This is a genomic window from Flavobacterium nitratireducens, assembly GCF_029625335.1.
GTDB lineage: Bacteria > Bacteroidota > Bacteroidia > Flavobacteriales > Flavobacteriaceae > Flavobacterium > Flavobacterium nitratireducens.
Genome location: NZ_CP121111.1, coordinates 1,681,243 through 1,703,738 on the forward strand (window position 1 = coordinate 1,681,243; position 22,496 = coordinate 1,703,738).

The following is a 22,496-nucleotide window of genomic DNA, read 5'->3' on the forward strand; positions in this document are numbered from 1 at the left end:
ATTACATTTAATTCTTCGCTTAAGATTAAAAGTCAAACTTCAATCCAAAATTATAACGCCCTTGGTAATATTCTAATTGCTGCGTATGTGATTTTTCTCCTTGGTAATAACGTAAAGGCTGATTCGTTATGTTATTTGCTTCAGCAAAAAGACGCAAGTTTTTAGTAATCTTGAAAGCCGCATTTGCATCTACAAAAAATTGTTTGTCATAATAGCTATCTTCTGAAGCATCAGCGCCTAAAACATCGATATAATCAGCGGTATAATTAGTAGAAACTCTAACTGAGAAACGTTTATTTTCCCAAGATAACGACCCATTAAACATATGTGGTGCTGTTCCTGGAAGTGTTACATTTTTACGTTCATTTCCATCTTCGTCAGCAATTCCTTTTGCTTTTGATTTCGTGTAAGTATAGTTCAAATACACTCCAAAACCTTTTAAGAACTGACCCGGTAAGAAATCCAATCTGCGTTGTAAAGCAACCTCAAAACCGTACACATCTACATTTTTTCCATTTTTAGATTGAACGAATTTCCATTCTTCACCAACAGGAATTGGGTTATTTTGATTTGGAAAATTAGCAGCAAAATCCGCATTCGAAAATTGATTAGTGCTGTATTTGTAAACAAAATCATTTAAGTTTTTATAGAAAGCTCCTCCAGAAATCAAACCTACCGATTTGAAATAATTCTCTACCATCAAATCATAGTTATAAGAATAGGTTGCTTTCAAGTCTGGATTACCAGCAGAAATTTCTCTGTCTGAAGCCGCATTATTCACATAAGGCGCTAAGTCATAATAATTAGGACGCGCTAGAGCTGTAGTCGCTGCTAGTCTAAAAATCAAATTATCAGTTGCATTATACTTAAATGAAATACCTGGCATCACATTCGTATAAGTATTAGTTGTATTGATTTCATTTTCTAATTCTTCTTCGTCTAATACACGATTTCCTGTGTAATCGATACGTGTATTTTCGGCACGGAGACCAAAAATCATCGATAATTTATCATTAAAATCCTGATCCCATCTAATGTAAGTTGCAAAAATATTCTCTTTTGCATTATAATTTACCGACAAATATTCAGAAGGCTCATCTTGCCCTTCAAACAATGTTGCGTTATGTAAATCTAATCCTCCTAAATAGGATGCCGATGCAAAAGTTCCTGCTACATATTTACTTCCCGGATTATATCCTTTTCCATCAAAAGATTTAGTAGGAACAGAAGCCAATGTAGCCATATCGTCATTTATTGGCTCATAAGAAAAGAAATTATTATCCCTTGATTTTTCTTTTAATCGCATACGAAGACCGGTTCTAATACGTCCTTTTTGTGAAGGAATAATAGAAAATGGAAAACGAATATTCACCTTTGCTCCTAATTCACTTTCGTCAGTATCATTGGTGTTTTCGGTAACAGAATTAAATTTTAATTTACCCAAAGCTTCCCCAGTAGTTGTAACTAATGGCAATCTTTCATCCGACAAATCTTGAGTCGCTGCCACCCCTTTTTGACGGTATTCAACATAACGCTCACCCGGACGGTACTCTCTGGCAGTAGAATAATTGGCAGACCAATCCAAATCTAATTTTGAATTAATTAAGTGTTCTCCACGTAAGGCATAATTTTGCACACGTTGATCTTCTAATCTTCTGTTTTTATTACGATCATTATCTACACCACCTTTAGTTTGACGTCTTACTCTAACAGAATAACCCGTAATATTTTCTCCTGAATAAGTAGGAACAATATTATCATAAGTTACTCTAAAACGATTTTCTCTATCGTCCCTCCAATTGTACATGGCATTGGCAAAAATGGTATTATTATCATTGAATTTATAATCAAATGCTACCGATGCACTTCGACGGATACGTTGTACATCATATTGTCTGATTTCTGCCTTACTCAAAAAAGTATTTCCAAATTCGTCTTTTGACCAAACGTTTTCAATATTATCCGAACCGTAATCGTTGTTATTATAAGAACCACTTACTACCAACCCTAATTTACTATCTAGAAAACGATTTCCATACACCAAACCTGCTGTGTAAGAAGCTTTTTCACGTATAGGCAAATAACCTCCAGCTAGTGTAGCCGAAATCCTTTCCTTGTTAGGTGTAGCTCTAGTAACCAAATTTACTGAACCTCCAATGGCATCAGCATCCATATCAGGAGTTAATGTTTTATTGACTTCGATAGTAGAAATCATATCTGATGGAATTAAGTCCATTTGAACATTTCTGTTATCTCCCTCAGCCGATGGAATACGGTCACCATTTAAAGTAACAGAGTTCAAAGCAGGTGCCAATCCTCTAATGATAATATTTCTAGCTTCTCCTTGGTCATTTTGCATGGTAATACCCGGTACTCTTTTTAGCGCATCACCAATGTTTGCATCTGGAAAACGACCCACTTGATCAGCCGAAATAACATTTCCTAAATTTCTATTGTTTTTTTGTTGATTCAACGCTTTGGCTTGTCCTTTTAGTACATCACCAACAATCACTTCGTTTAATTCTGTTCCTGAAGTTTTAAGATTAAAATTAACCACTGCATTTTTACCCGCCACTACAGTTACTTTGTCGGTGGATGGACTGTATCCAATATAACGTATATCTATTTGATAAGTGCCCGGTTCTACATTCAAAAATTCATATCTACCATTACCATCCGAAATAGTATATTTATTTTCTCCTTCAATTTGAACCATTGCTCCTGGCAAAGGGAATTTATCTGCCTGATCTAAAATTTTCCCTGAAATTACTCCTCTTTGTGCATAACCCATAAGCGTTACTAAGAAAAGGAATACTACTAAATAATTTTTCTTCATCGTTGTTTTAATTTTTACGATGCAAAATTAGTTGGGTAATATTATTATAAATTAAGATTAAAATTAAGATACTGTTATCTTCAGCCAGAATAAATATTACTTATTTTACATAAAAATAACATCTATAAAACTTCAAACTAGATTAAAAAAAACAAAGCCCCAAGGAATCACTTCTTAAGGCTTTGCTTTAACTTTTATAAAACGAGTTCAAACTCACTATTAGAGTGTTTTTAATGAATACAGCTTTCATTATTTCGTCCGTTCGCTAAGGCTTGGCTGTTTGTGGTATGCTGGCGAGGAAACTCTTAACTGTTAGCAACTGTTTTTTATTTCAATCCTTCAACTTTGACGAAATGATATTCTTCGGTACTTCTGTAACCATTTATCAGGCTTTTCATTTTCAATTTTAAGATTCCACTTTTTGTTATTCGACCTCGATAGTTTACGGTACCTATTGAGCTTGTTGTTAAGAATTTTATTCTTCTCCTTTTAATTTTATAATCTCCAATTGATTTGTTTTCCATTTCTAAGTTTAACCAAATTTTTAAATCTGTAACTGTTGCGTCACATTCTGTTCCAACACTCAATACTTTCCCATTTGGATAAAACCTTAAAAAAGATTTTTCTCCTTCTTTGTCGTCTTCATCATACACGCATTTCGTTTCGTAAATTCCTTCTGAACATATGATTAAATCTATTTTTTTCTGTCCGAAAACAGATGAATAGAAAAGCATTAGTAAAATTAACCCGTTGGGTGAAATTATTTGAAGTAAATTAAATTGATTAGATATTGGTCAAGACACTGCAAAGCAGTATCTTGAAGTCGCTAAACAACCAACATCCATGTCAAATATAGTTAAAAATTATTTTAAGGTTTTAGAAGTTATAAGTTCTTTGAATTATGATTCATTATTTAAATCAAGAGTTGGAAGAAGCGGCAAGATGTCTGATTTAGAGGTCGTAGCACTTAGTTTAACTGCTGAATTTATGTCTATTGATAGTGAAAACTCACTTTTCAAACAAATTAGTCCAGATTTAATTCCTAACTTAATTGAACGCAGTCAATTCAACAAAAGAAGAAGAAAACTGTTTTTGTTTTCTGAAGAAGTCCGAAGCAAACTAGCGAGTCGATTTCTTGAGTTTGAGAATTATTTTATTGTTGACAGTATGCCGTTGGAAATCTGTAAATTTTCTCGTCATTGCCGAATTAAAATATGTAAAGAGCATTTTGAAACAGCTCCTTCCAAAGGTTTTTGTGCCTCACAAAACAATTGGTTTTATGGATATAAATTACATGGAGTTTGTTCTGTAGATGGTGTTTTCCATTCTTTAGAGATTACAAAAGCAGAAGTTCATGATGTTCATTTTCTAAAGAATATAAAACAACAATTATCTGATTGTGTATTACTTGGAGATAAAGGGTAATTGTCAGAATCGATTCAGCTAGACCTATTTCGAACAGTAAAAATCCAATTAGAAACACCAATGAGATCCAATCAAAAAAACTATAAGCCTCAACCCTATATTTTTAGAAAATCAAGAAAAAGAATTGAAACCCAGTTTTCACAATTATGCGACCAGTTTTTAATTCGAAGAAATTATGCTAAATCTTTTGCTGGTTTTAAAACAAGAATTTTAGCAAAAATAACAGCAATGACTCTAATTCAATATATCAATAAATTCATATTTGATAGACCTATAAATAATATTAAAAATCAAATTATTTAATTTCACCCAACGGGTTAACATTCTAGTAAAAAAACAAACTCAAATCAAAATGTAAACGTTTACATTTTTTTAACTAAAAAAAACTACTCCAAACGAGTAGTAGACTTTCTTATCATTAATTCAGTATCAAGAATAACACTCTCATTCTTTTTACTTGGATTAGCAATTCTTTCATATAACATTTCAGCAGCTTTTCGTCCCATATCAAAACCTGGCTGACGCACTGCTGTTAAAGGCGGATTTAAAGAGATAGACCATGGCATATCATCAAAACCTATAATTGAAATTTCTTCAGGAATTTTAATGTTTTTACCATGAATGGCTTCAAGCGCCCCTAAAGTCAACAGATTATTTCCCGAAAAAACTGCTGTTGGCCTATCTTCTAACTCTAAAATTAAATTTGCCAAATCAAATCCACTCTTATAATCGGCGTTTTTTGCAAAAACCAATTTCTCATCAAATGGAATTCCGTATTTACGCAATGCCTTCTTGTAACCTTCTAAACGCCCAGTGTAAGTTGGAATTTTAAAATTACCCGAAATAAATGCAATTCTACGATGACCAATACTTAACAAATGATCAACCGCATTAAATGCACCTAATTCATTATCAACCTTTACAATATCAACTTCAATATCTGTCAAACCTCTATCAATACAAACAACAGGAATTCCGTTTTTTACTAAATTTTCAATCCCCTTATCTTTTCCATGGATAGGAGCTACAATTAAACCATCAATGTTTTCCGATTGAAAAATATCCAAATACAATTTTTCTTTTTTCTCATCCTGACCAAAATTACCAATCATAACGGCAAAGTTGTTTCGATAAGCATAATCTTCCACACCTCTTACCACATCAACAAAAAATGGATTTTGAATATCTGGAATAATCAAGCCTAATAATTTCGTTTTACTATTAGAACTTCTTAATCTTTGTGCAACACGATTCGGTTTATAGTCCAAAGCTTTAATAGAAGCCTGAACTTTAAGCACAGTTTCTTTACTTACCTTTGGATCATTATTAATAACCCTAGATACTGTGGCTATAGACACCTTTGAATGCTCCGCAACTGCTTTTAAATTTGACAACTTGATAAATGTAAACGTTTACAACACAATTATGATAATATAAATTATAAAAAACAAATTTTATACACTTTTGTTTTTTTAATTTGAGAAAAGTTCAAAAAAAGTAAGATTAGCCTAATATTTCTTGCTGCGCCTTTTTAGTTAATCCACTCAAAACCAATCCATAAGAATGATCAATCATTTCTTTCAAAAAAGAATCCATAAGCTCGGTATTAATAGCAACGGTATTCCAATGGTTTTTATTCATGTGAAAACCGGGTTGAATGGCGTCAAATTGCAATCGCCATTCTTTAGCCAATTCTGGCTCACATTTTAAATTAACAGATGGCTTTCCTAATTCCCATTGTTTCAAAGAGGAAAGTGCAAACATCTTCCCTCCCACCTTAAAAACTAAAGTATCCTGATCAAAAGGAAAATGCTCCGTAACTCCCTTTTTAGAAAGACAATATTCGTAAAATTCTTCTAAATTCATTATTCGTTTTTTCCAATTTTTCCCAAATGGCTGTCTTTAAATCCACTTTCGTACTTAAGCCCATACCCCATCAATCTATCTAATGAGGAATGTGAAAATAAAATCACTCCTGCCAATTGCAATATTTCTTGACCAAAGTAAATTCCAACTAAATAAATTAAAATTGCAATTGCTTTATGATGGAACAAATTATAACAAATTGCACCTGTTTTATTTCCAAAAAGATAACCAATCATTGAAAAATCAGGAGTCAAAATCAAAACTAAAAACCACCACCATTGATAATCCAAAAGATTAAAAAGATAAATCCCTAAAACCAATAATCCTAATTCTTCTAATTTAAGTACTAATTTCATACTACAACTTTTTCCATTAATTTTTCAGGATGAGCCAGCGATTTAAATCCAAATTTACGATATAAAAAATGCGCATCAGTAGTCGCTAATCGCCATATTTTAATTTGACTGAGTAAGGGTTCTTTCATCATCGCCTCAATCAAAATGGACGAGTAACCATTTCCTCGGTGATTTTCATCAATAAAAACATCCATAACATAGGCAAAAACCACATAATCGGTTATAACACGAGCAAAACCAATTTGCTTTTCGTTTAAGTAAATCCCAAAACAAAAGGAACTATCAATACAAGTCTGCACCTCTTCAATAGTTCGCGGCGCTGCCCAATAAATAGCTTTAGTGAAATTATGAATAAAAGCAATATCCAATTGACTCTTATCTGTAGATACGGTTATCATATTTTGTACAAAACGGGTTTACTCGGACTGGCATCATTTTCAAAAGAAGCGATTTGCAAATTCAACAAATAACTTCCGTCTTTTATTGCATCCGGAACATAAATCATTTCCGTAATAGTCGCATCCAAACGCGCATCAGAATTAATCTGATTGATATTTTTTACATTCCAAAAAGCTTTGTGTGAAACCAATTTACCTTCGTCATGTTCTTTATCTACACTTGGCAAATCGATTAGCAAATGTTTTATTCCGCTTTCGCAAATGTACCGCGCTGCCTCTTCCGACAAATAAGGAGAATTAGTATTCGAATAGTTTTTATGTTTTTTAGATTCCAAGTTTGGCAAAGTACGAATGATTAATGCTTCTTTAGGAACACCAAATTTTAATATCACATCGAGCGCTGTCAAGATGCTATTTAATGTAATCACTAAATCTTCTCCTTGAACTTCAGGTTCTACCGAAATCAATTCAGCCAAAAAGAAAAAATGTGTCAAACATTGATTGATACTGTAAAAATCCTTGGTAATATGCCCCAGACATTCGGTATGGGTACCATGTGCATGCGGATTGAAAACAATGGTATTAAAATTAGTCGAAGCACCCGCTTTCACACTTCCTGTCCAATCACCAAAAACTACAGGACTTATTTCAGGCTTCTCCAAATACCAAGCAATCGGATTCGCATCCGTGTTAGTCAACGGAATAGATATATCAATTGGTTTTGATAAATCAATTTGGAAATTATTAATTGTTGCTATCATTTATGCTGAATTTATTTCAGCATCTCTTATGAGATACATTTATAAACTCAAATATAAATCTTTTAATTCTGGATTTACTAATTTTATCAAATTCAATTTCCAGTCTTTATGCCAGTTTTTTAATTGTTTTTCTCTTTTGAAAGCATCTGAATAATCATCAAATACTTCAAAATAAACCAATATTGTTGCATTATATTTTTTAGTAAATACAGCACCCTTCCCCTTAATATGGCAATCAATTCTATTTTTCAAATTTTTAGTAGCTCCAATGTATAAAACACTATGATTTTTATTCGTCAAAATATATACATATCCTTTTTCCATAATCATAGTATTAAAATGGTAAGATCCTGAAATTAATTCAGGATAAACAAATCACTCGCAATCCCATCCGCTAAAAACTTTCCTTTAGAAGTAGGCTTCAGTATGTTACCTTTTATAAAAAGTAATTCGTCATCAATGAATTTTTGCCCCTGTTTCAATAAATAATCAAAATAATGCTGACCAAATTCCGCCTGAATTCTATCCAAAGAAACACCCCAAATGGTGCGCAAACCGGTCATAATATATTCGTTGTAACGGTCGGCAATAGATAAAACCTCTACTTCATTAGGTAGTTTATTTTCCTGAATCGCTTTTAAATACAGAAGATTATTGGCAATGTTCCAACTTCTGGAAATTCCGTCATAACTATGTGCCGAAGGTCCAATTCCAATGTATTTTTTCCCTAACCAATAGGCCGAATTGTTTTTAGAAAAATAGTCGGGTCTTCCAAAATTCGACAATTCATAATGCACAAAACCATTTGCCTCGAGCGTTTCTACTAAAATCATAAAATGTTCCGATGCGACTTCGTCTTTGGGTTCTGCTATTTTTCCAGTTTGAATCAATTTGTTCAAAGCGGTTTTAGGTTCCACCGTCAATGCGTAACTGGAAATATGCGGAATCTTAAAGCTTAGAGCCGTTTCTATATTCTGTTTCCACTTGTCATTGCTCATCCCTGGAATACCATAAATCAAATCCAGCGAGATATTATCAAAATATTTAGTTGCAGTTTCCAGGCATTTCATGGCTTCCTCCGAATTATGCGCCCGATTCATCATTTGCAAATCCTCTTCAAAAAAAGACTGAATTCCAATTGAAAGTCGATTGATTCCTATTTGTTTCAAATTAATCAAATAGTCTTCCGATAAATCGTCGGGATTAGCTTCTAAAGTAATTTCAGGATTTTCAACTACTTTATAATTTTCATAAATTGCTGCAATCTGCAATTGTATATCTTCAATCAGCAATCTACTTGGCGTTCCTCCTCCAAAATAAATCGTTTCAACTACCTCTTCTTTGAACTCTTCCTTTCGAAGTTGGATTTCTTTGACCAAAGCCAAAATCATTTCGTCTTTCTTCTTCATTGAAGTCGAAAAATGGAAGTCGCAATAATGGCAAGCCTGCTTGCAAAAAGGGATATGGATGTAGATGCCGCTCATTTTATTAGTTTACAGTCCCGTCGCAGTTTACAGCACTATTACTGAAAACTGACCACTGAACACTATTTTTTTACTCTTTCTTCATTTTGTTTTACAAAAGCATCCCAACCAGAATAACTTTTACCCGCCACCACTTTTCCTGAATTGAAAAAATGACAAACCGCAGCAGCCAAACCATCGGTAGAATCGAGATTTTTAGGCAATTCTTTCAAGCCTAAAAGTTGTTGCAGCATTTTAGCCACCTGTTCTTTACTGGCATTTCCATTTCCGGTAATTGCCATTTTAATTTTCTTAGGCTCATATTCGGTAATAGGAATTCCACGAGAAAGCCCTGCTGCCATTGCCACACCCTGGGCTCGCCCTAATTTCAACATCGATTGGACATTTTTTCCAAAGAAAGGTGCTTCAATGGCAATTTCGTCTGGACAATGCGTATCAATTAACTCGATAGTGCGCTCAAATATGATTCTGAGTTTCTGATAATGATTGTCGTATTTAGACAATTGCAATTCGTTAAGCTGAACGAACTCCATTTTTTTATTAATAACACGAATCAAACCAAACCCCATAATTGTGGTTCCTGGGTCAATTCCTAATATGATACGTTCGCTTGCCAAAAGATTTATTTATAGTTTAAAGTACAAAGTTCAAAGATTTCGTTTCTTTGCACCAATGATTTCAATACCTCACAAAACTAAGCAATTCCTAGTACTTCTAATCAAAATTTTGATTGTTGCTGGCGCATTCTATTTTATTTACAACCAACTAGCGAATAACGACCAGCTGGATTGGCAAAAATTCATGGTTTTATTTCGCAAAAACCAATCAGTTTCTGGAATAGTGCTTATTTTGTCTTTAAGTGTTTTAAATCGTTATTTTGAAATTTTGAAATGGCAAAATCTCGCGCAACTTATTCGAAAAATTACTGTATCTGAATCCACTCAACAAGTACTGGCCGCTTTAACAGCGGGACTTTTTACTCCAAACGGCGTAGGTGAATACGCAGGCAAAGCCTTATTCTTCAATAAATCGGAAGCTAAAAAAGTAGTTTTTCTAAACCTAATTTGCAACGGAATCCAAATGGTACTCACTGTTGTTTTTGGATTTTTTGGATTACTATATTTCAATTCGCTTTTCAATATTATCACTCCAAAAACGGTTTTACTACTTTTTGGGATTTTAATCGGTATAATTGTATTGCTATTTTCGATAAAAAAAATCGCTATCAAAGGCTATTCTATCGAAAAACTCATTCATAAAATTAACGAGATTCCTAAAAGCATTCATCGACGAAATATCGTATTGGGTATTTGTCGTTATCTTGTTTTTTCGCACCAATACTATTTTCTGTTTTTAGCTTTTGATGTTGATTTACCCTATTTAACATTAATGGCTGCTATTTCGAGCGTTTATTTCCTAGCTTCTTCTTTACCTACTTTTCAGTTTTTGGATTTCGCTGTAAAAGGAAGTGTAGCGATTTATTTCTTTGGAATTTTGGGCGTAAACGAATGGATCGTGGTTTTTATCTCTACCCTAATGTGGTTTTTGAATGTGGTAATCCCAGTAGTAATAGGAAGTTATTATGTTTTGGGTTTTAAAACTAAAACTATTGCCTAATGATTCTTTTGATTGTAATATTAAGCTTTTATTTTGCAGCTATATTGCTTTTGATTTATGGTTTTAGCAAAATAAAAAAAAACAACCACATTGATTTAAAACCGAAAACCAGCTTTACAATCATTGTTCCTTTCCGAAACGAAGCCGAAAATCTTCCGGTTTTACTGGAGAGTTTGGAAAAGATGAATTATCCTTTCGATTTATTCGAAGTACTATTGGTTGATGATGAATCGACAGAAAAATTCCAAATTTTAAATTCCAAATTCCAACTAACAATAATAGACAACATTCGAACTTCCAATTCACCCAAAAAAGACGCTATTACAACTGCCATACAAAAGATAAAAACCGAATGGGTTATTACCACTGATGCCGATTGTGTAATACCCAAAAATTGGCTTTTGACCTTAGACAATTATATTCAGACCCATGACGCTTCTATGATTGCAGGAGCGGTAAACTATTTAGTGAATGAATCTTTTTTACATCATTTTCAACAATTAGACTTAGCTAGTTTGCAAGGTGCTACCATAGGCAGTTTTGGAATCGGGAAAGGTTTTATGTGTAACGGAGCGAATCTGGCTTATTCCAAATCCTTATTCCATTCATTAAATGGTTTTGAAGGCAATGGTACAATTGCCAGTGGCGATGATGTTTTTTTATTACAAAAAGCCATGCAACAATTCCCTAATAAGGTTCATTATTTAAAATCGGAAGATTTCATTGTAAGCACTAAACCTTTGAATAACTGGAAATCTCTTTTTTACCAAAGAGTCCGTTGGGCTTCTAAAACTACTTCTTATCAAAGTACTTTTGGTAAAATGTTAGGATTAATTGTTTTTGGAGGAAACTTAGGTTTATTGTTTGTTGTTTGGAGTTTATTGTTTGGAGTTGGTAATCCGTATATTTTATGTTTTGTATTTTTATGCAAACTCAGCATCGACTTTGTATTGATACACAAAACAAATACTTTTTTAAAAAGCAAAACAACTTCTTATGTCACTTCTGCATTACTTTATCCTTTTTTTAGTGTAGCTGTCGCATTGTACGCTCTAGTTGGAAAATACGAATGGAAAGGAAGGCGATTTTAAATCTTATTTTGGTTCCTAAAAAGAATTCCTGCAAATGCAGTTGCTAGTACAACTGAAGAAATGACACTCACAATTAGATTCCCAATCTTATTATAATTAGACACATCCCAAAGTAAAAATCGAATTATTAGTATTCCTATTGTAAAAAGAAGAACAGCAAGCCAATAGTTATAATCAATTGTAAGCCTATCTAGTTTGACCTCAGTTAATCGTAAAAAATAGACACTAATAACTAACAATCCTACAACAGAACTCAAATGTTGGGCTATTTTATAAATAGAAAAACCAACAAATTGCATATTAAAAAAAGAAACTCTTTGAACTATATAACCATCCCAATGCGTCATAGAATCCCAAAAGATATGTGTCATTGTTCCAAAAATAAAAGATAAAAACACTATGAGAAGATTATTTTTAAAGTAGCAATTCCAATCAAAGTTTTTTAAAATGACAAGTCTTTTTTGAAAAAATAAAGGAAGATTCTCTATTAATGGTTTTTTTATAATTCCATGAAACAAAAATGCAATTATCAAAGCCAAAGGAAGATCAACTAAAAATATCCCTTAAAAAGTATGACTGATTTCGCTTTGAATTTTCATTCGAAAAAAATACTCTAAATCGGGAGACATAGTGCCCACGACTAGAGCGGTAGCCGAAAAATGTTTCTTTTTTAGAAAGGGAAGTACAATAGCCGGATGTGAAAAAGTAAATGGCATCTTACTCAACCTTAATTATTACTGGAAGAATGAACTGCGTTTTTACTGGAACTCCTTGTTTGAGTGCTGGATTTACTTTTGGAAAATTCACCAAACGGGCATGTAAAATACTATCAATTTTTATGGTATCATAAGCCACTGAATCTTTAGGAAAATGTGGTTCAAACTGCATTCTTGAATCAGGGAAAACAGTTACTTTCACCTCAATCGTATCTAATTCTGGATATAGCACAGAAAGCGTATCTATTTCTAATTTTTCTTGGATTAACTGACTAAGAAATTCAAAAAAACATTGTTGGCGTTGTTTTTTATCCGTCAATTTATCACAATCAGTAAAAGAAGGATATTCATCTACCTCTTTCCAATTGATTTCTTTTAATTCCTTTTGCAATAATTCTTTCTCAGACGGCACTTGCTTCTCGAAATATTGACAAGAAGTACACAGAATAAAAACGAATAAAAAGTAATACTGATTCAAGATATTGCTGTTGTATGAAATTAATTTTCTATAAAAATACAATCATTTTTGGATTTTTCTAAGATAAAAAAGAATAGAGGAAATAGTTTTAATAAAAAAAGCCTTTCCGTTAAGAAAGGCTTTCTGCAAATTTTGCGGTCTGGACGGGACTCGAACCCGCGACCCCATGCGTGACAGGCATGTATTCTAACCAACTGAACTACCAAACCTCTGCTTTATTGCGGTGGCAAAGATACAACAGATTTCTTTATGCGCAAGTATTTTTTTAAAAAATAAAAATATTTTTTAATTCACTCTTATTTGACTTGGAAAACGACAAGCCAAAAGACTGATTTACAACAAACAAGATTAATAAAAATGATTTTTAAAAAAAGAAAAGTAACTTTTTACCTAATTATGATAATCAAAATTAGCCTTAAAATCAAAAAAGCCATTCACAATTAAGTGAAAAGCTTTTCATTGGTCTAACTACTAAACCAAGGTTAGCTTAACTAAGGCTAACCCAAACAACACAACTAGCTTTCGATACCGTATAGTGGAAAAAAAAGCCTTTCTGTTACGAAAGGCTTTCCCAATATTAGCGGTCTGGACGGGACTCGAACCCGCGACCCCATGCGTGACAGGCATGTATTCTAACCAACTGAACTACCAAACCTCTGCTTTATTGCGGTGGCAAAGATACAACAGATTTCTATTTACGCAAGTGTTTTTAATTAAAAAAATAAAATATTTTTCGGCACAACTACCCAAACTTTTGCTTTTCAACCAAATAGGTTAGCATTATTTTTTGGAAATCATCTCTTATATTCACTGGAACATACTTGATTTTGTTTTGAGCACAACTTAAAGCCAGTTTTTTAAAATACTCAGCTACCTGCTTTTCATACTCCTCTTTCACATTTTCGGCAAAAAGAGCAATCTCATCCCCAGTTTCCACATCTATAAATTTGCGAGGTGAATTATCAAAATCAAAATTAAATTCGGTTTGACTATCAATTACATGAAACAAAACCACCTTATGCTTATTGTGTTTTAAATGTTGCAACGCACTCAACAACTTATCTTCATCAGCTGTTTGAAACATATCTGTAAACAAAACAATCATGGAACGGCGATGCATTTTCTCTGCAATTTGATGTAAATAAGTAATCGTATCTGTATTTTTTCTTTCTTTCGAATCCTTCAAAAGATTTTCAAGTGTATTCAAAATCATTCGATGATGACGGTCACTTCCTTTTTCGGGAGCATAATATTCATAGCTATCTGAAAAGACGCTTAAACCTACTGCATCTCTTTGTTTCTTTAATAAATTCATCAAAACCGCAGATGCCAATACCGAAAAACCTATTTTATTTTCATAAAAATGCTGGTTAGCCTTCAACTTAGGATAATGCATGGATGATGAATTATCAATAATAATATGACATCGCAAATTAGTTTCTTCTTCGAATTGTTTGGTATACAACCGATCCGTTTTAGCAAAAAGTTTCCAATCGATATGTTTGGTACTTTCGCCCGAATTATACAACTTATGTTCGGCAAACTCAGCCGAAAATCCATGAAACGGACTTTTGTGCATTCCCGAAATAAAGCCTTCTACAACCTGATTAGCCAACAATTCTAAATGTTGGAAGCTCGATATTTTCTCTATTTGAGATTCGATTTTCATTTTCTTATTGTTTTATCTTATGGGCTCGATACAATGCATCAGTTGCTTGTAGCAATTTTCTTTTCAACATTGGATTCAAATTAGGATTTTCTTTTAAGAAAGTTTCCATAACCTGAAACGCATATGGAGAAGTATAATTACCAATCGTAACACTTAACCAACTTTTAGGAAAGAAGATATCTCCTGTTCGCTGAACCTCTTCCAACATTTCCAAGTACAATTTAAGTTTTTTTTGTGCACTTTCCTGACGCAAAGGATGATTTATATAACTCAAAGCGGTGATTACCCATGTTCCATGGGTTCTGTTTTTCTCCTCTTTAAAGGATTGCACTAATGCATCTCGAACTGCGGCATCATTAGACAATGCGGGAAGCAAAAATTCAAAACGACTTTTTTTATCTGGATTTTTGATTTCTTCCAAAGTTTTAACCAAAACGGATGCTGCTTTTGGATGCTGATACAAAGACAATAACATCGCCATTCTTTCAAAGTCATCGTCATTTAATTTCAAACCTTCAAAAGTATCCGTTTTATTCCAAATGGCATACAAACGCTCTTTTCCAGTAACAGAATAGGCAACCGAAGTAAACATACCAAATACATTTTTCTTGTTATTAGGTAATTTATCCAACTTTAGATAAGCATAACTAAAATCCTCGATTATCTTTTGATAGAGTTGCTGTTGCTTTTCTGATAAATAATTCCAATACATAGTTCGAACATACGAAGTAGCTAATTGAAGTACTAATTCATTTTGTTCTTCTTTCATCGCTTTCAATAAAACATCGATAGCTTTCACCGCAGGTACATTACCCACCAACACATTTTCATACAAATTAATATAGCTAGATGCTCTAGCAACTTCATCTTTAATTGTATTCATTTTATCAATATCTGCTTCTTCTATTGGCAAAACACCATAACCAAAACCATTATAATTATATACAATAAATTCAGGCTTTGCCCAACCTTTTATAGCCTCTAAAGAAATTGTTTTTTTATCCAAAACCACATCAACGACTTTAATTCCATCAGGATAAACTAAACCAATCTGAAAAATTTGTGACCATAAATTAGCAGAACCGTCTTCAGCCTGTTGACTGATTTCAAATTTTTTAATACGATTAACAGTGTCATATTCTACCAAACTACTAATAATAGGTCGACCCGATTCATTTACCCAAACCTTGCTCCATTGCTTTAAATCAATCGGGGTTTCTTCATCTAGAATATCTATTAACTGATTCCAATCGGCATTATCATTTGCATATTTCTGAATATATTTTTGAACTCCTTTTTGAAAAACAGCTTCTCCAATTAAGGTCTCCAATTGACGCATCATAATGGGCGCTTTGTTATAAATAATATTCCCATAAAGCGAACCTGCATCTTTAAGATTAGGTAAATTTTGACGTATAGGATGCGTACCTAAAGTTCGATCTTCAGCATAAGCACTTGGGTAATGTGTTAACAAAAACTGTAAATCATGATTGATTTCTGGAAATGCAGGATTCATAATTTTCCCAGCCATAAAATTGGCAAACACCTCTTTCATCCATACATCATCAAACCATTTCATAGTAACCAAATCTCCAAACCACATGTGAGAAGTCTCATGTCCTATTAGCTTTGCTCTGTCTAACTTGTCACTACTCGTTGCACTATGATCCAAAAACAAACTTGATTCTTTATACTGGATAGCACCTACATGCTCCATTCCTCCAAAAGGATGTCCTGGAATAGAGGCAAAATCTAATTTTTGATAAGGAAATTTAACCTTAGTATATTCTTCTAAAAAGCCTAATGACTTTTCATGTAAATCAAAAATTTCCTGAGTACTAGTTTGAATTTTTGCTGTATCCGTTTCACGATATAACATAGTCATATCAAAATGTCCTAGATTTCTTTTTACTTTACTAAACTTACCAACAACAAACGAGAATAAATAGGTACTCATTTTATCAGAAGTCTTGAAATCGTAGGTAATAAAGTCAGCTGAATTTGTTTGCTTTTTTACGGCAGCCGCAGTAAGCACCTCCCAATTATTAGGAGCAGTTATTGACAAGGTATATTTAGCTTTAATATCTGGTTGATCAAAACAAGGAAATAGTGTACTCGCTCGATCTGGAACTAACAATGTGTACAGATAATCATTATTTCTATTCAACGACAAATTACCAGCAATAAAATCAACTTTAATTTCATTAACACCCAATTTCAAGAAACTTTTATCTATAATAAGATGTTGTCTTTCATGAACTATAGGAATGGTTTTTCCATTTATCTGAACTGACTTTATATTTTCCTTTTTCTCATTAAAATCCAAAAATAAAGCATTCGACAAATCGGCAATTTTTAAACGCAATTGCAATTTTGAAGCTATAGCATCCACCTTGTTAAGAGGAATAGAAAATGACAATACATAATTAACATCCGAAAGCTGTTGTTTTCTATAAACGGCCAATTCTTTCGAAATTCCTTCCTGAGCTAATCGATCAGAAAAAGAACTATTTTGTGCTGAAGCACCCACAACCAAAAAACAAAATAAATACAGGTAGAGCCTCATTTTAACAACATATTAGTGACTAAAAATAGAAAAAGGCTTGACTTGCGCCAAACCTTTTTCTCATATAAATCATAATCTTACGATTACAACAAAGCGTCTAAACTATCCGCGTAAGTTTGCTTAGGAGCAACTCCTACTTGCTTACCTACTACTTCTCCGTTATGAAAAACCAATACTGTTGGGATGTTTCTCACTCCGTATTTTGCAGCAAATTCTTGGTTTGCATCTACATCAACTTTACCTACAACAACTTTCCCTTCGTATTCATTGCTTAATTCGTCGATGATTGGTCCAACCATTCTACATGGTCCACACCAAGCTGCCCAAAAATCTACCATTACAGGTTTATCTGATTTCAAAACTACTTCTTCAAAAGTAGCGTCTGTGATTGCTAATGCCATATTTCTTTATTTAAAATTTATAAATCAAAAGTCTTTAATTCCTTAAACACATTGCAAATTTAGAAATTAAATATTAAGTAAACATCATTCCTAAATTGGTTTTGGCTATTAATATATTGTTAATTATTATCAGAAAACTCCACTTTCAGTATAAATACGGAGAAAAAAGGAGGAATCTAAAAACCCATTTTCATTTAGTTTAGTTTGAAATTTACTTGCATTTTCTCCAATTCTTGTAATAATTCAGTAGAAATTTTCACCTTCAATCTTCTACTTACCATACTTAATTTGGTCACCACCTTTACTTCTTCCACTTCGGTTACTTGAACTGCTTTAGTCTGAGTTATATCTGCTGCTTCGGCATCATCGATATCATCATCAAAAACCACTTCTTCATTTTCGTCAACAACAGGAGCTACTTCAATTAATTTTTTAATTTTCTCCAACTCCATTATTTCAAAAGTCACCTGATTATCCCCTTTATTCACGTTAAACAAATTACTCAATTTATGAATAAAATCAGGATGTAAATCTTTAATATTCAATAGCACAATTAATTTTTTAGCAAATGACTCTAAAACATCTTGTAACTGTTTCATCTCTACAAATTGCAATCTTGGCTCTCCTTTTTTGCCCGTTTCCTGATTCATCCATCCCTCTTTGATAGTGAGCTTTATAAACATAAAATTGTTTTGAATGAAGAAATGACGGAATTTTAAATATTCTTCTCCAAAAATTCGAAACTCATAACTTTCATCATAACCTTCTAAAGCAAATGTAGCCCAGCCTTTACCATTCTTTGCCACACGATGTTGAACATTATTAATAATTCCACCAAGAGTCAAAGTTTTACCCACATAAGCTTCCATATTTTTTAGAGCATCTAACTTGGCATTACAGAAATATTTCATTTCAAATCGAAAATCATCCAATGGATGTCCGGAAATATAAATCCCTACAACTTCTTTTTCCTTGGCTAATTTTTCCATAGTACTCCAATCTTCACAAGGAGGAACTACAGGTTCGGCAATTTGAACTTCAGAAGTTTCGCCAAACAAACTTACTTGCGAAGAGTTTTCATTTTCCTGAAATTTAGAACCATAACGCATGGCTTTTTCATAAAAAGTAATCCCATCACCATCATCATGGAAATATTGTGCTCTGTGCGTATCCGCAAAACAATCAAACCCTCCTGCCAAGGCTAAATTTTCAAAAGCCTTTTTATTAGCGGCACGCAAATCAATTCGTTTCGCCAAATCAAAAATGGATTTATACAATCCGTTTTTTCTGTTTTCAACAATAGTTTCTACGGCTCCAGCACCAACTCCTTTGATTGCTCCCATCCCGAAACGAACGGCATAATTATCGTTTACGGTAAATTTATAATACGATTCGTTCACAGAAGGTCCTAAAACTTGCAAGCCCATTCGCTTACATTCTTCCATAAAAAAGGACACCTGCTTAATATCATTCATATTATTCGAAAGTACCGCCGCCATATATTCGGCAGGATAATGCGCTTTCAAATAAGCCGTTTGATAAGCCACCCAAGCATAACAGGTAGAGTGTGATTTATTGAAGGCATAACTCGCAAAGGCCTCCCAGTCCGTCCAGATTTTATCCAGTTTCTTTTCATCATGGCCTTTAGCCACCGCCTGATCAATGAATTTCCCTTTCATCTTATCCAGAACGTCTTTTTGCTTCTTACCCATCGCCTTACGAAGTACGTCGGCATCCCCCTTAGAGAATCCGGCTAACTTTTGGGACAAAAGCATTACCTGCTCCTGATATACCGTAATTCCATAGGTTTCAGACAGGTATTCTTCACAAGCATCTAAGTCATAGGTAATTTCTTCCTCGCCATTTTTTCTTCGAACGAAAGAAGGAATATACTCTAAAGGTCCCGGACGATACAAGGCATTCATCGCAATCAAATCGGCAAATACGGTAGGCTTTAAGTCCTTCATGTATTTCTGCATTCCTGGCGACTCGTATTGAAACACCCCTACTGTTTCACCACGCTGGAATAACTCATAGGTTTTCGCATCATCAATTGGAAAATTATCCGGATTGAGTTCTATTCCCGTGCGATACTTGACCAATTTTACGGTTTCTTTAATCAAAGTCAGGGTCTTCAGACCCAAGAAGTCCATCTTCAATAATCCAGCACTCTCAGCAACCGAGTTATCAAACTGAGTAACATATAAATCTGAATCCTTTGCTGTTATAACTGGTACGAAATTCGTAATATCATCTGGAGTAATAATTACCCCGCAGGCATGAATACCCGTATTACGCATCGAACCTTCCAGAATTTTGGCCTGCTGAATCGTTTCACCTGCCAAGTCTCCTTCATTGGCAATTGCGATTAATTCTTTAACGCGATCAAATTCTTCAGAAGATTTTAAAGCTTTTTTGACATCATCCTCACTTTCAGAAATAAATCGGGCCAAATTCCATTTTCCTGGCATCATTGCCGGAATCAATTTCGCAATTCTATCTGCTTCAAAAAGTGGCAAATCCAGTACACGTGCGGTATCACGAATCGCCGATTTAGTCGCCATTTTACCATAGGTAATAATCTGCGCCACCTGATTGGCTCCATATTTATTGATTACATAATCCATTACACGACCACGACCCTCATCATCAAAGTCGATATCAATATCGGGCATGGATACACGGTCGGGATTCAGGAAACGCTCAAAAAGCAAATCGTACTTAATAGGGTCAATATTGGTAATCCCTAAACAGTAAGCCACTGCCGAACCAGCTGCCGATCCACGACCTGGACCTACCGAAACTCCCATTTTACGTGCTTCGGCTATGAAATCCTGTACAATCAAAAAGTAACCCGGATAACCCGAATTGGAAATAGTCATTAACTCAAAATCCAAACGTTCTCGTACTTCATCGGTAATTTCTTCGTAGCGACGTTCCGCACCTGTATAGGTTAAATGTCGCAGATAAGCATTTTCACCGCGAACCCCTCCATCTACTAAATCTTCGGGAACTTTAAATTCGTCAGGAATCTCAAATTTAGGAAGTAATACATCACGATATAAAGAGTAAATTTCGACCTTATCTATGATTTCCTGTATGTTGATAATCGCTTCAGGCAAATCAGCAAAGAGTTTTTTCATCTCTTCATCCGATTTGTAATAATACTCCTGATTAGGCAAACCGTAACGGTAACCGCGACCTCTTCCTATAGGAGTAGCTTGTTTTTCTCCATCTTTGACACACAATAAAATATCGTGCGCATTAGCATCTTCTTTATTTAAATAATAGGTATTATTAGTAGCAATTAACTTCACATTATGCTTCTTAGAAAACTCAATTAAGGTCTTATTTACCCTATTTTCATCTTCCTGATTGTGGCGCATGATTTCTAGATAAAAATCATCTCCAAATTGTGCTTTCCACCACAACAAAGCTTCTTCGGCTTGGTTTTCACCAATATTCAGGATTTTACTCGGAATCTCTCCGTATAAATTCCCCGACAAAACCATGATGTCTTCTTTATACTTTTCTACAACTGTTTTATCAATTCGGGGTACGTAATAAAAACCATCAACATAAGCAATGGACGCCATTTTGGCCAGATTATGATAACCCCTTTTATTTTTAGCCATCAAAACAACTTGGTATCCGTTGTCTTTCTTGGATTTATCCTTATGATTTTCGCAAATATTAAACTCACAACCAACAATTGGTTTGATTTCAGTCTCTGTAGGTTCTTCACCACTTTCGATTAAAGCTTTATTCTTTGCCGAAGCCCCTTTGTTGTGATTCATAACGGCACTTACAAAATGAAAAGCCCCCATCATATTTCCAGTGTCGGTCATGGCTACCGCCGGAAATTTATTCTTCGCCGTAGCAGCAACTAAAGGTCCAATCCCGATAGTAGACTGTAAAACCGAAAACTGCGTATGATTATGTAAGTGGGCATATTTTGCCTCCGAAAAATCTTTTCTGTCTTCCTCAGAAATTGTAGTTTGAGGTGCAGCTCCTTCCGACTTTTGAAGTTGCTGACGAATTTTATCTGAAGCTGCCTTAAGATTGATATGCTTTAATCCGATAAGTTGAATTTCCTGCGGATTTTTGGCCTGAAAATCCTTAAAGTAGGAAGCCGGTACGTCCAACTCTTCTTTAGTAAAAACTTCTCTTTTGATTAATTCTAAGAAACAACGCGTAGTTGCCTCAACATCGGCAGTTGCATTGTGCGCTTCCGCAAAAGGAACGTTGAATAAATACTCGTGTAACTCGGTCAATGTTGGCAATTTGAATCTACCTCCACGACCTCCAGGTAATTTTAACAAATTAGCCGTAACCTCGGTACAAGTATCTAAAACAGGCATCGAAGCCATTGGTGAATCCACTCCCATACGATGAAACTCACAGCCCATGATATTGACATCAAAACCCAGATTTTGCCCGACAATAAATTTGGCTTTACTTAAAGCGATATTAAATTTTTCTAAAACCTCAGCCAAAGTGATTCCTTCCGCTTCTGCTAACTCTGTTGAAATACCATGAATACGCTCTGCGTCATAAGGAATATTAAAGCCTTCTGGTTTTACCAAATAATCCTGATGCTCTACTAACTGCCCCATATCATCATGGAGTTGCCATGCAATTTGAATACAACGCGGCCAGTTGGCAGTATCAGTAATAGGTGCGTCCCAACGCTTAGGTAAACCCGTGGTTTCTGTATCGAATATTAAGTACATAGCTGTTTTTGAAGTATTTGTAATTTATAAAAATCACAAAAATTGAATTTCAAATTTAGTTTATTTTTAAAGAAAGAACTAACTCAATTTATCAACAAA

17 protein-coding genes, 2 tRNA genes and 2 pseudogenes are annotated in these 22,496 nt (G+C 34.0%); 3 read left to right on the top strand and 18 right to left on the bottom strand.

Annotated features, from left to right (window positions below):
- Positions 1–25: 25 nt before the first annotated feature.
- Together P5P90_RS07995 and P5P90_RS08000 are read right to left on the bottom strand one after the other, a co-directional pair.
- On the bottom strand, positions 26–2,836 hold the full coding sequence (locus P5P90_RS07995; protein WP_278034216.1) for a TonB-dependent receptor: 2,811 nt from the start codon (positions 2,834–2,836) through the stop codon (positions 26–28).
- 326 nt (positions 2,837–3,162) lie between these two features.
- A complete protein-coding gene (locus P5P90_RS08000) occupies positions 3,163–3,570 on the bottom strand; it encodes a hypothetical protein (protein WP_278034217.1) in 408 nt (135 codons plus the stop codon).
- 109 nt (positions 3,571–3,679) lie between these two features.
- Here P5P90_RS08000 and P5P90_RS08005 point away from each other — a divergent pair.
- Positions 3,680–4,564, top strand: a pseudogene (locus P5P90_RS08005) (IS982 family transposase).
- Positions 4,565–4,647: 83 nt separating this feature from the next.
- Here P5P90_RS08005 and P5P90_RS08010 read toward each other — a convergent pair.
- The 8 genes from P5P90_RS08010 to ruvC all read right to left on the bottom strand — a co-directional run bounded on the left by P5P90_RS08010 (position 4,648) and on the right by ruvC (position 9,743).
- Complete coding sequence (locus tag P5P90_RS08010; protein ID WP_278034218.1) at positions 4,648–5,655, bottom strand: LacI family DNA-binding transcriptional regulator; 1,008 nt, start codon at positions 5,653–5,655, stop codon at positions 4,648–4,650.
- Positions 5,656–5,764: 109 nt separating this feature from the next.
- Entirely contained in the window at positions 5,765–6,127 is a 363-nt protein-coding gene (locus P5P90_RS08015) for an MmcQ/YjbR family DNA-binding protein (protein ID WP_278034219.1), read from the bottom strand.
- Positions 6,127–6,483: a DUF4260 domain-containing protein gene (locus P5P90_RS08020; protein WP_278034220.1), complete on the bottom strand. Its 357-nt coding sequence runs from the start codon at positions 6,481–6,483 to the stop codon at positions 6,127–6,129. The genes P5P90_RS08015 and P5P90_RS08020 overlap by 1 nt, the downstream gene beginning before the upstream one ends.
- Positions 6,480–6,881, bottom strand: coding sequence for a GNAT family N-acetyltransferase (locus tag P5P90_RS08025; RefSeq protein ID WP_278034221.1), 402 nt, complete (start codon positions 6,879–6,881; stop codon positions 6,480–6,482). Before P5P90_RS08025 ends, P5P90_RS08020 begins: the two co-directional genes overlap by 4 nt.
- The gene (locus tag P5P90_RS08030) at positions 6,878–7,642 is read right to left on the bottom strand and encodes a cyclase family protein (RefSeq protein WP_278034222.1); all 765 of its coding nucleotides are present in this window, start codon (positions 7,640–7,642) and stop codon (positions 6,878–6,880) included. Before P5P90_RS08030 ends, P5P90_RS08025 begins: the two co-directional genes overlap by 4 nt.
- Positions 7,643–7,681: 39 nt before the next feature.
- A complete protein-coding gene (locus P5P90_RS08035) occupies positions 7,682–7,966 on the bottom strand; it encodes a GIY-YIG nuclease family protein (protein ID WP_278034223.1) in 285 nt (94 codons plus the stop codon).
- Between the two features lie 32 nt (positions 7,967–7,998).
- The gene (hemW, locus tag P5P90_RS08040; protein WP_278034224.1) at positions 7,999–9,126 is read right to left on the bottom strand and encodes a radical SAM family heme chaperone HemW; all 1,128 of its coding nucleotides are present in this window, start codon (positions 9,124–9,126) and stop codon (positions 7,999–8,001) included.
- 62 nt (positions 9,127–9,188) lie between these two features.
- Entirely contained in the window at positions 9,189–9,743 is a 555-nt protein-coding gene (gene ruvC / locus P5P90_RS08045) for a crossover junction endodeoxyribonuclease RuvC (RefSeq protein WP_278034225.1), read from the bottom strand.
- Between the two features lie 55 nt (positions 9,744–9,798).
- Between ruvC and P5P90_RS08050 the strand changes: the two genes are divergently transcribed.
- Entirely contained in the window at positions 9,799–10,743 is a 945-nt protein-coding gene (locus tag P5P90_RS08050) for a hypothetical protein (RefSeq protein WP_278034226.1), read from the top strand.
- The gene (locus P5P90_RS08055) at positions 10,743–11,834 is read left to right on the top strand and encodes a glycosyltransferase family 2 protein (protein WP_278034227.1); all 1,092 of its coding nucleotides are present in this window, start codon (positions 10,743–10,745) and stop codon (positions 11,832–11,834) included. Before P5P90_RS08050 ends, P5P90_RS08055 begins: the two co-directional genes overlap by 1 nt.
- Here the strand turns inward: P5P90_RS08055 and P5P90_RS08060 are convergent.
- The 8 genes and pseudogenes from P5P90_RS08060 to dnaE all read right to left on the bottom strand — a co-directional run bounded on the left by P5P90_RS08060 (position 11,831) and on the right by dnaE (position 22,397).
- Positions 11,831–12,550 (bottom strand): annotated as a pseudogene (locus P5P90_RS08060) (DUF4184 family protein). The gene P5P90_RS08055 and the pseudogene P5P90_RS08060 sit on opposite strands and share 4 nt — an antisense overlap.
- Before the next feature lies 1 nt (position 12,551).
- Positions 12,552–13,028 carry a hypothetical protein gene (locus P5P90_RS08065; protein ID WP_278034228.1) on the bottom strand — a complete coding sequence of 159 codons (477 nt, stop codon included), beginning with the start codon at positions 13,026–13,028 and terminating at the stop codon, positions 12,552–12,554.
- Positions 13,029–13,163: 135 nt separating this feature from the next.
- Positions 13,164–13,237, bottom strand: a tRNA-Asp gene (locus tag P5P90_RS08070).
- A 372-nt stretch (positions 13,238–13,609) separates the two neighbouring features.
- Positions 13,610–13,683, bottom strand: a tRNA-Asp gene (locus P5P90_RS08075).
- An 87-nt stretch (positions 13,684–13,770) separates the two neighbouring features.
- On the bottom strand, positions 13,771–14,697 hold the full coding sequence (locus P5P90_RS08080; RefSeq protein ID WP_278034229.1) for a DUF58 domain-containing protein: 927 nt from the start codon (positions 14,695–14,697) through the stop codon (positions 13,771–13,773).
- Positions 14,698–14,701: 4 nt separating this feature from the next.
- Entirely contained in the window at positions 14,702–17,263 is a 2,562-nt protein-coding gene (locus P5P90_RS08085; RefSeq protein WP_278034230.1) for a M1 family metallopeptidase, read from the bottom strand.
- 83 nt (positions 17,264–17,346) lie between these two features.
- Positions 17,347–17,664, bottom strand: coding sequence for a thioredoxin (gene trxA, locus P5P90_RS08090; RefSeq protein WP_024980008.1), 318 nt, complete (start codon positions 17,662–17,664; stop codon positions 17,347–17,349).
- A gap of 194 nt (positions 17,665–17,858) precedes the next feature.
- Positions 17,859–22,397 carry a DNA polymerase III subunit alpha gene (dnaE, locus tag P5P90_RS08095; RefSeq protein ID WP_278034231.1) on the bottom strand — a complete coding sequence of 1,513 codons (4,539 nt, stop codon included), beginning with the start codon at positions 22,395–22,397 and terminating at the stop codon, positions 17,859–17,861.
- Between the last annotated feature and the right edge of the window lie 99 nt (positions 22,398–22,496).

Excerpts from the sequence above, each read along its gene's own strand:
- P5P90_RS08050 (WP_278034226.1), top strand. The coding sequence starts at position 9,799 with ATGATTTCAATACCTCACAAAACTAAGCAATTCCTAGTACTTCTAATC.
- dnaE (WP_278034231.1), bottom strand. The coding sequence starts at position 22,397 with ATGTACTTAATATTCGATACAGAAACCACGGGTTTACCTAAGCGTTGG.
- P5P90_RS08000 (WP_278034217.1), bottom strand. The coding sequence starts at position 3,570 with ATGCTTTTCTATTCATCTGTTTTCGGACAGAAAAAAATAGATTTAATC.
- P5P90_RS08020 (WP_278034220.1), bottom strand. The coding sequence starts at position 6,483 with ATGAAATTAGTACTTAAATTAGAAGAATTAGGATTATTGGTTTTAGGG.
- P5P90_RS08085 (WP_278034230.1), bottom strand. The coding sequence starts at position 17,263 with ATGAGGCTCTACCTGTATTTATTTTGTTTTTTGGTTGTGGGTGCTTCA.
- P5P90_RS08080 (WP_278034229.1), bottom strand. The coding sequence starts at position 14,697 with ATGAAAATCGAATCTCAAATAGAGAAAATATCGAGCTTCCAACATTTA.
- P5P90_RS08055 (WP_278034227.1), top strand. The coding sequence starts at position 10,743 with ATGATTCTTTTGATTGTAATATTAAGCTTTTATTTTGCAGCTATATTG.
- hemW (WP_278034224.1), bottom strand. The coding sequence starts at position 9,126 with ATGAGCGGCATCTACATCCATATCCCTTTTTGCAAGCAGGCTTGCCAT.
- P5P90_RS08030 (WP_278034222.1), bottom strand. The coding sequence starts at position 7,642 with ATGATAGCAACAATTAATAATTTCCAAATTGATTTATCAAAACCAATT.
- P5P90_RS07995 (WP_278034216.1), bottom strand. The coding sequence starts at position 2,836 with ATGAAGAAAAATTATTTAGTAGTATTCCTTTTCTTAGTAACGCTTATG.
- P5P90_RS08035 (WP_278034223.1), bottom strand. The coding sequence starts at position 7,966 with ATGGAAAAAGGATATGTATATATTTTGACGAATAAAAATCATAGTGTT.
- P5P90_RS08025 (WP_278034221.1), bottom strand. The coding sequence starts at position 6,881 with ATGATAACCGTATCTACAGATAAGAGTCAATTGGATATTGCTTTTATT.
- P5P90_RS08015 (WP_278034219.1), bottom strand. The coding sequence starts at position 6,127 with ATGAATTTAGAAGAATTTTACGAATATTGTCTTTCTAAAAAGGGAGTT.
- trxA (WP_024980008.1), bottom strand. The coding sequence starts at position 17,664 with ATGGCATTAGCAATCACAGACGCTACTTTTGAAGAAGTAGTTTTGAAA.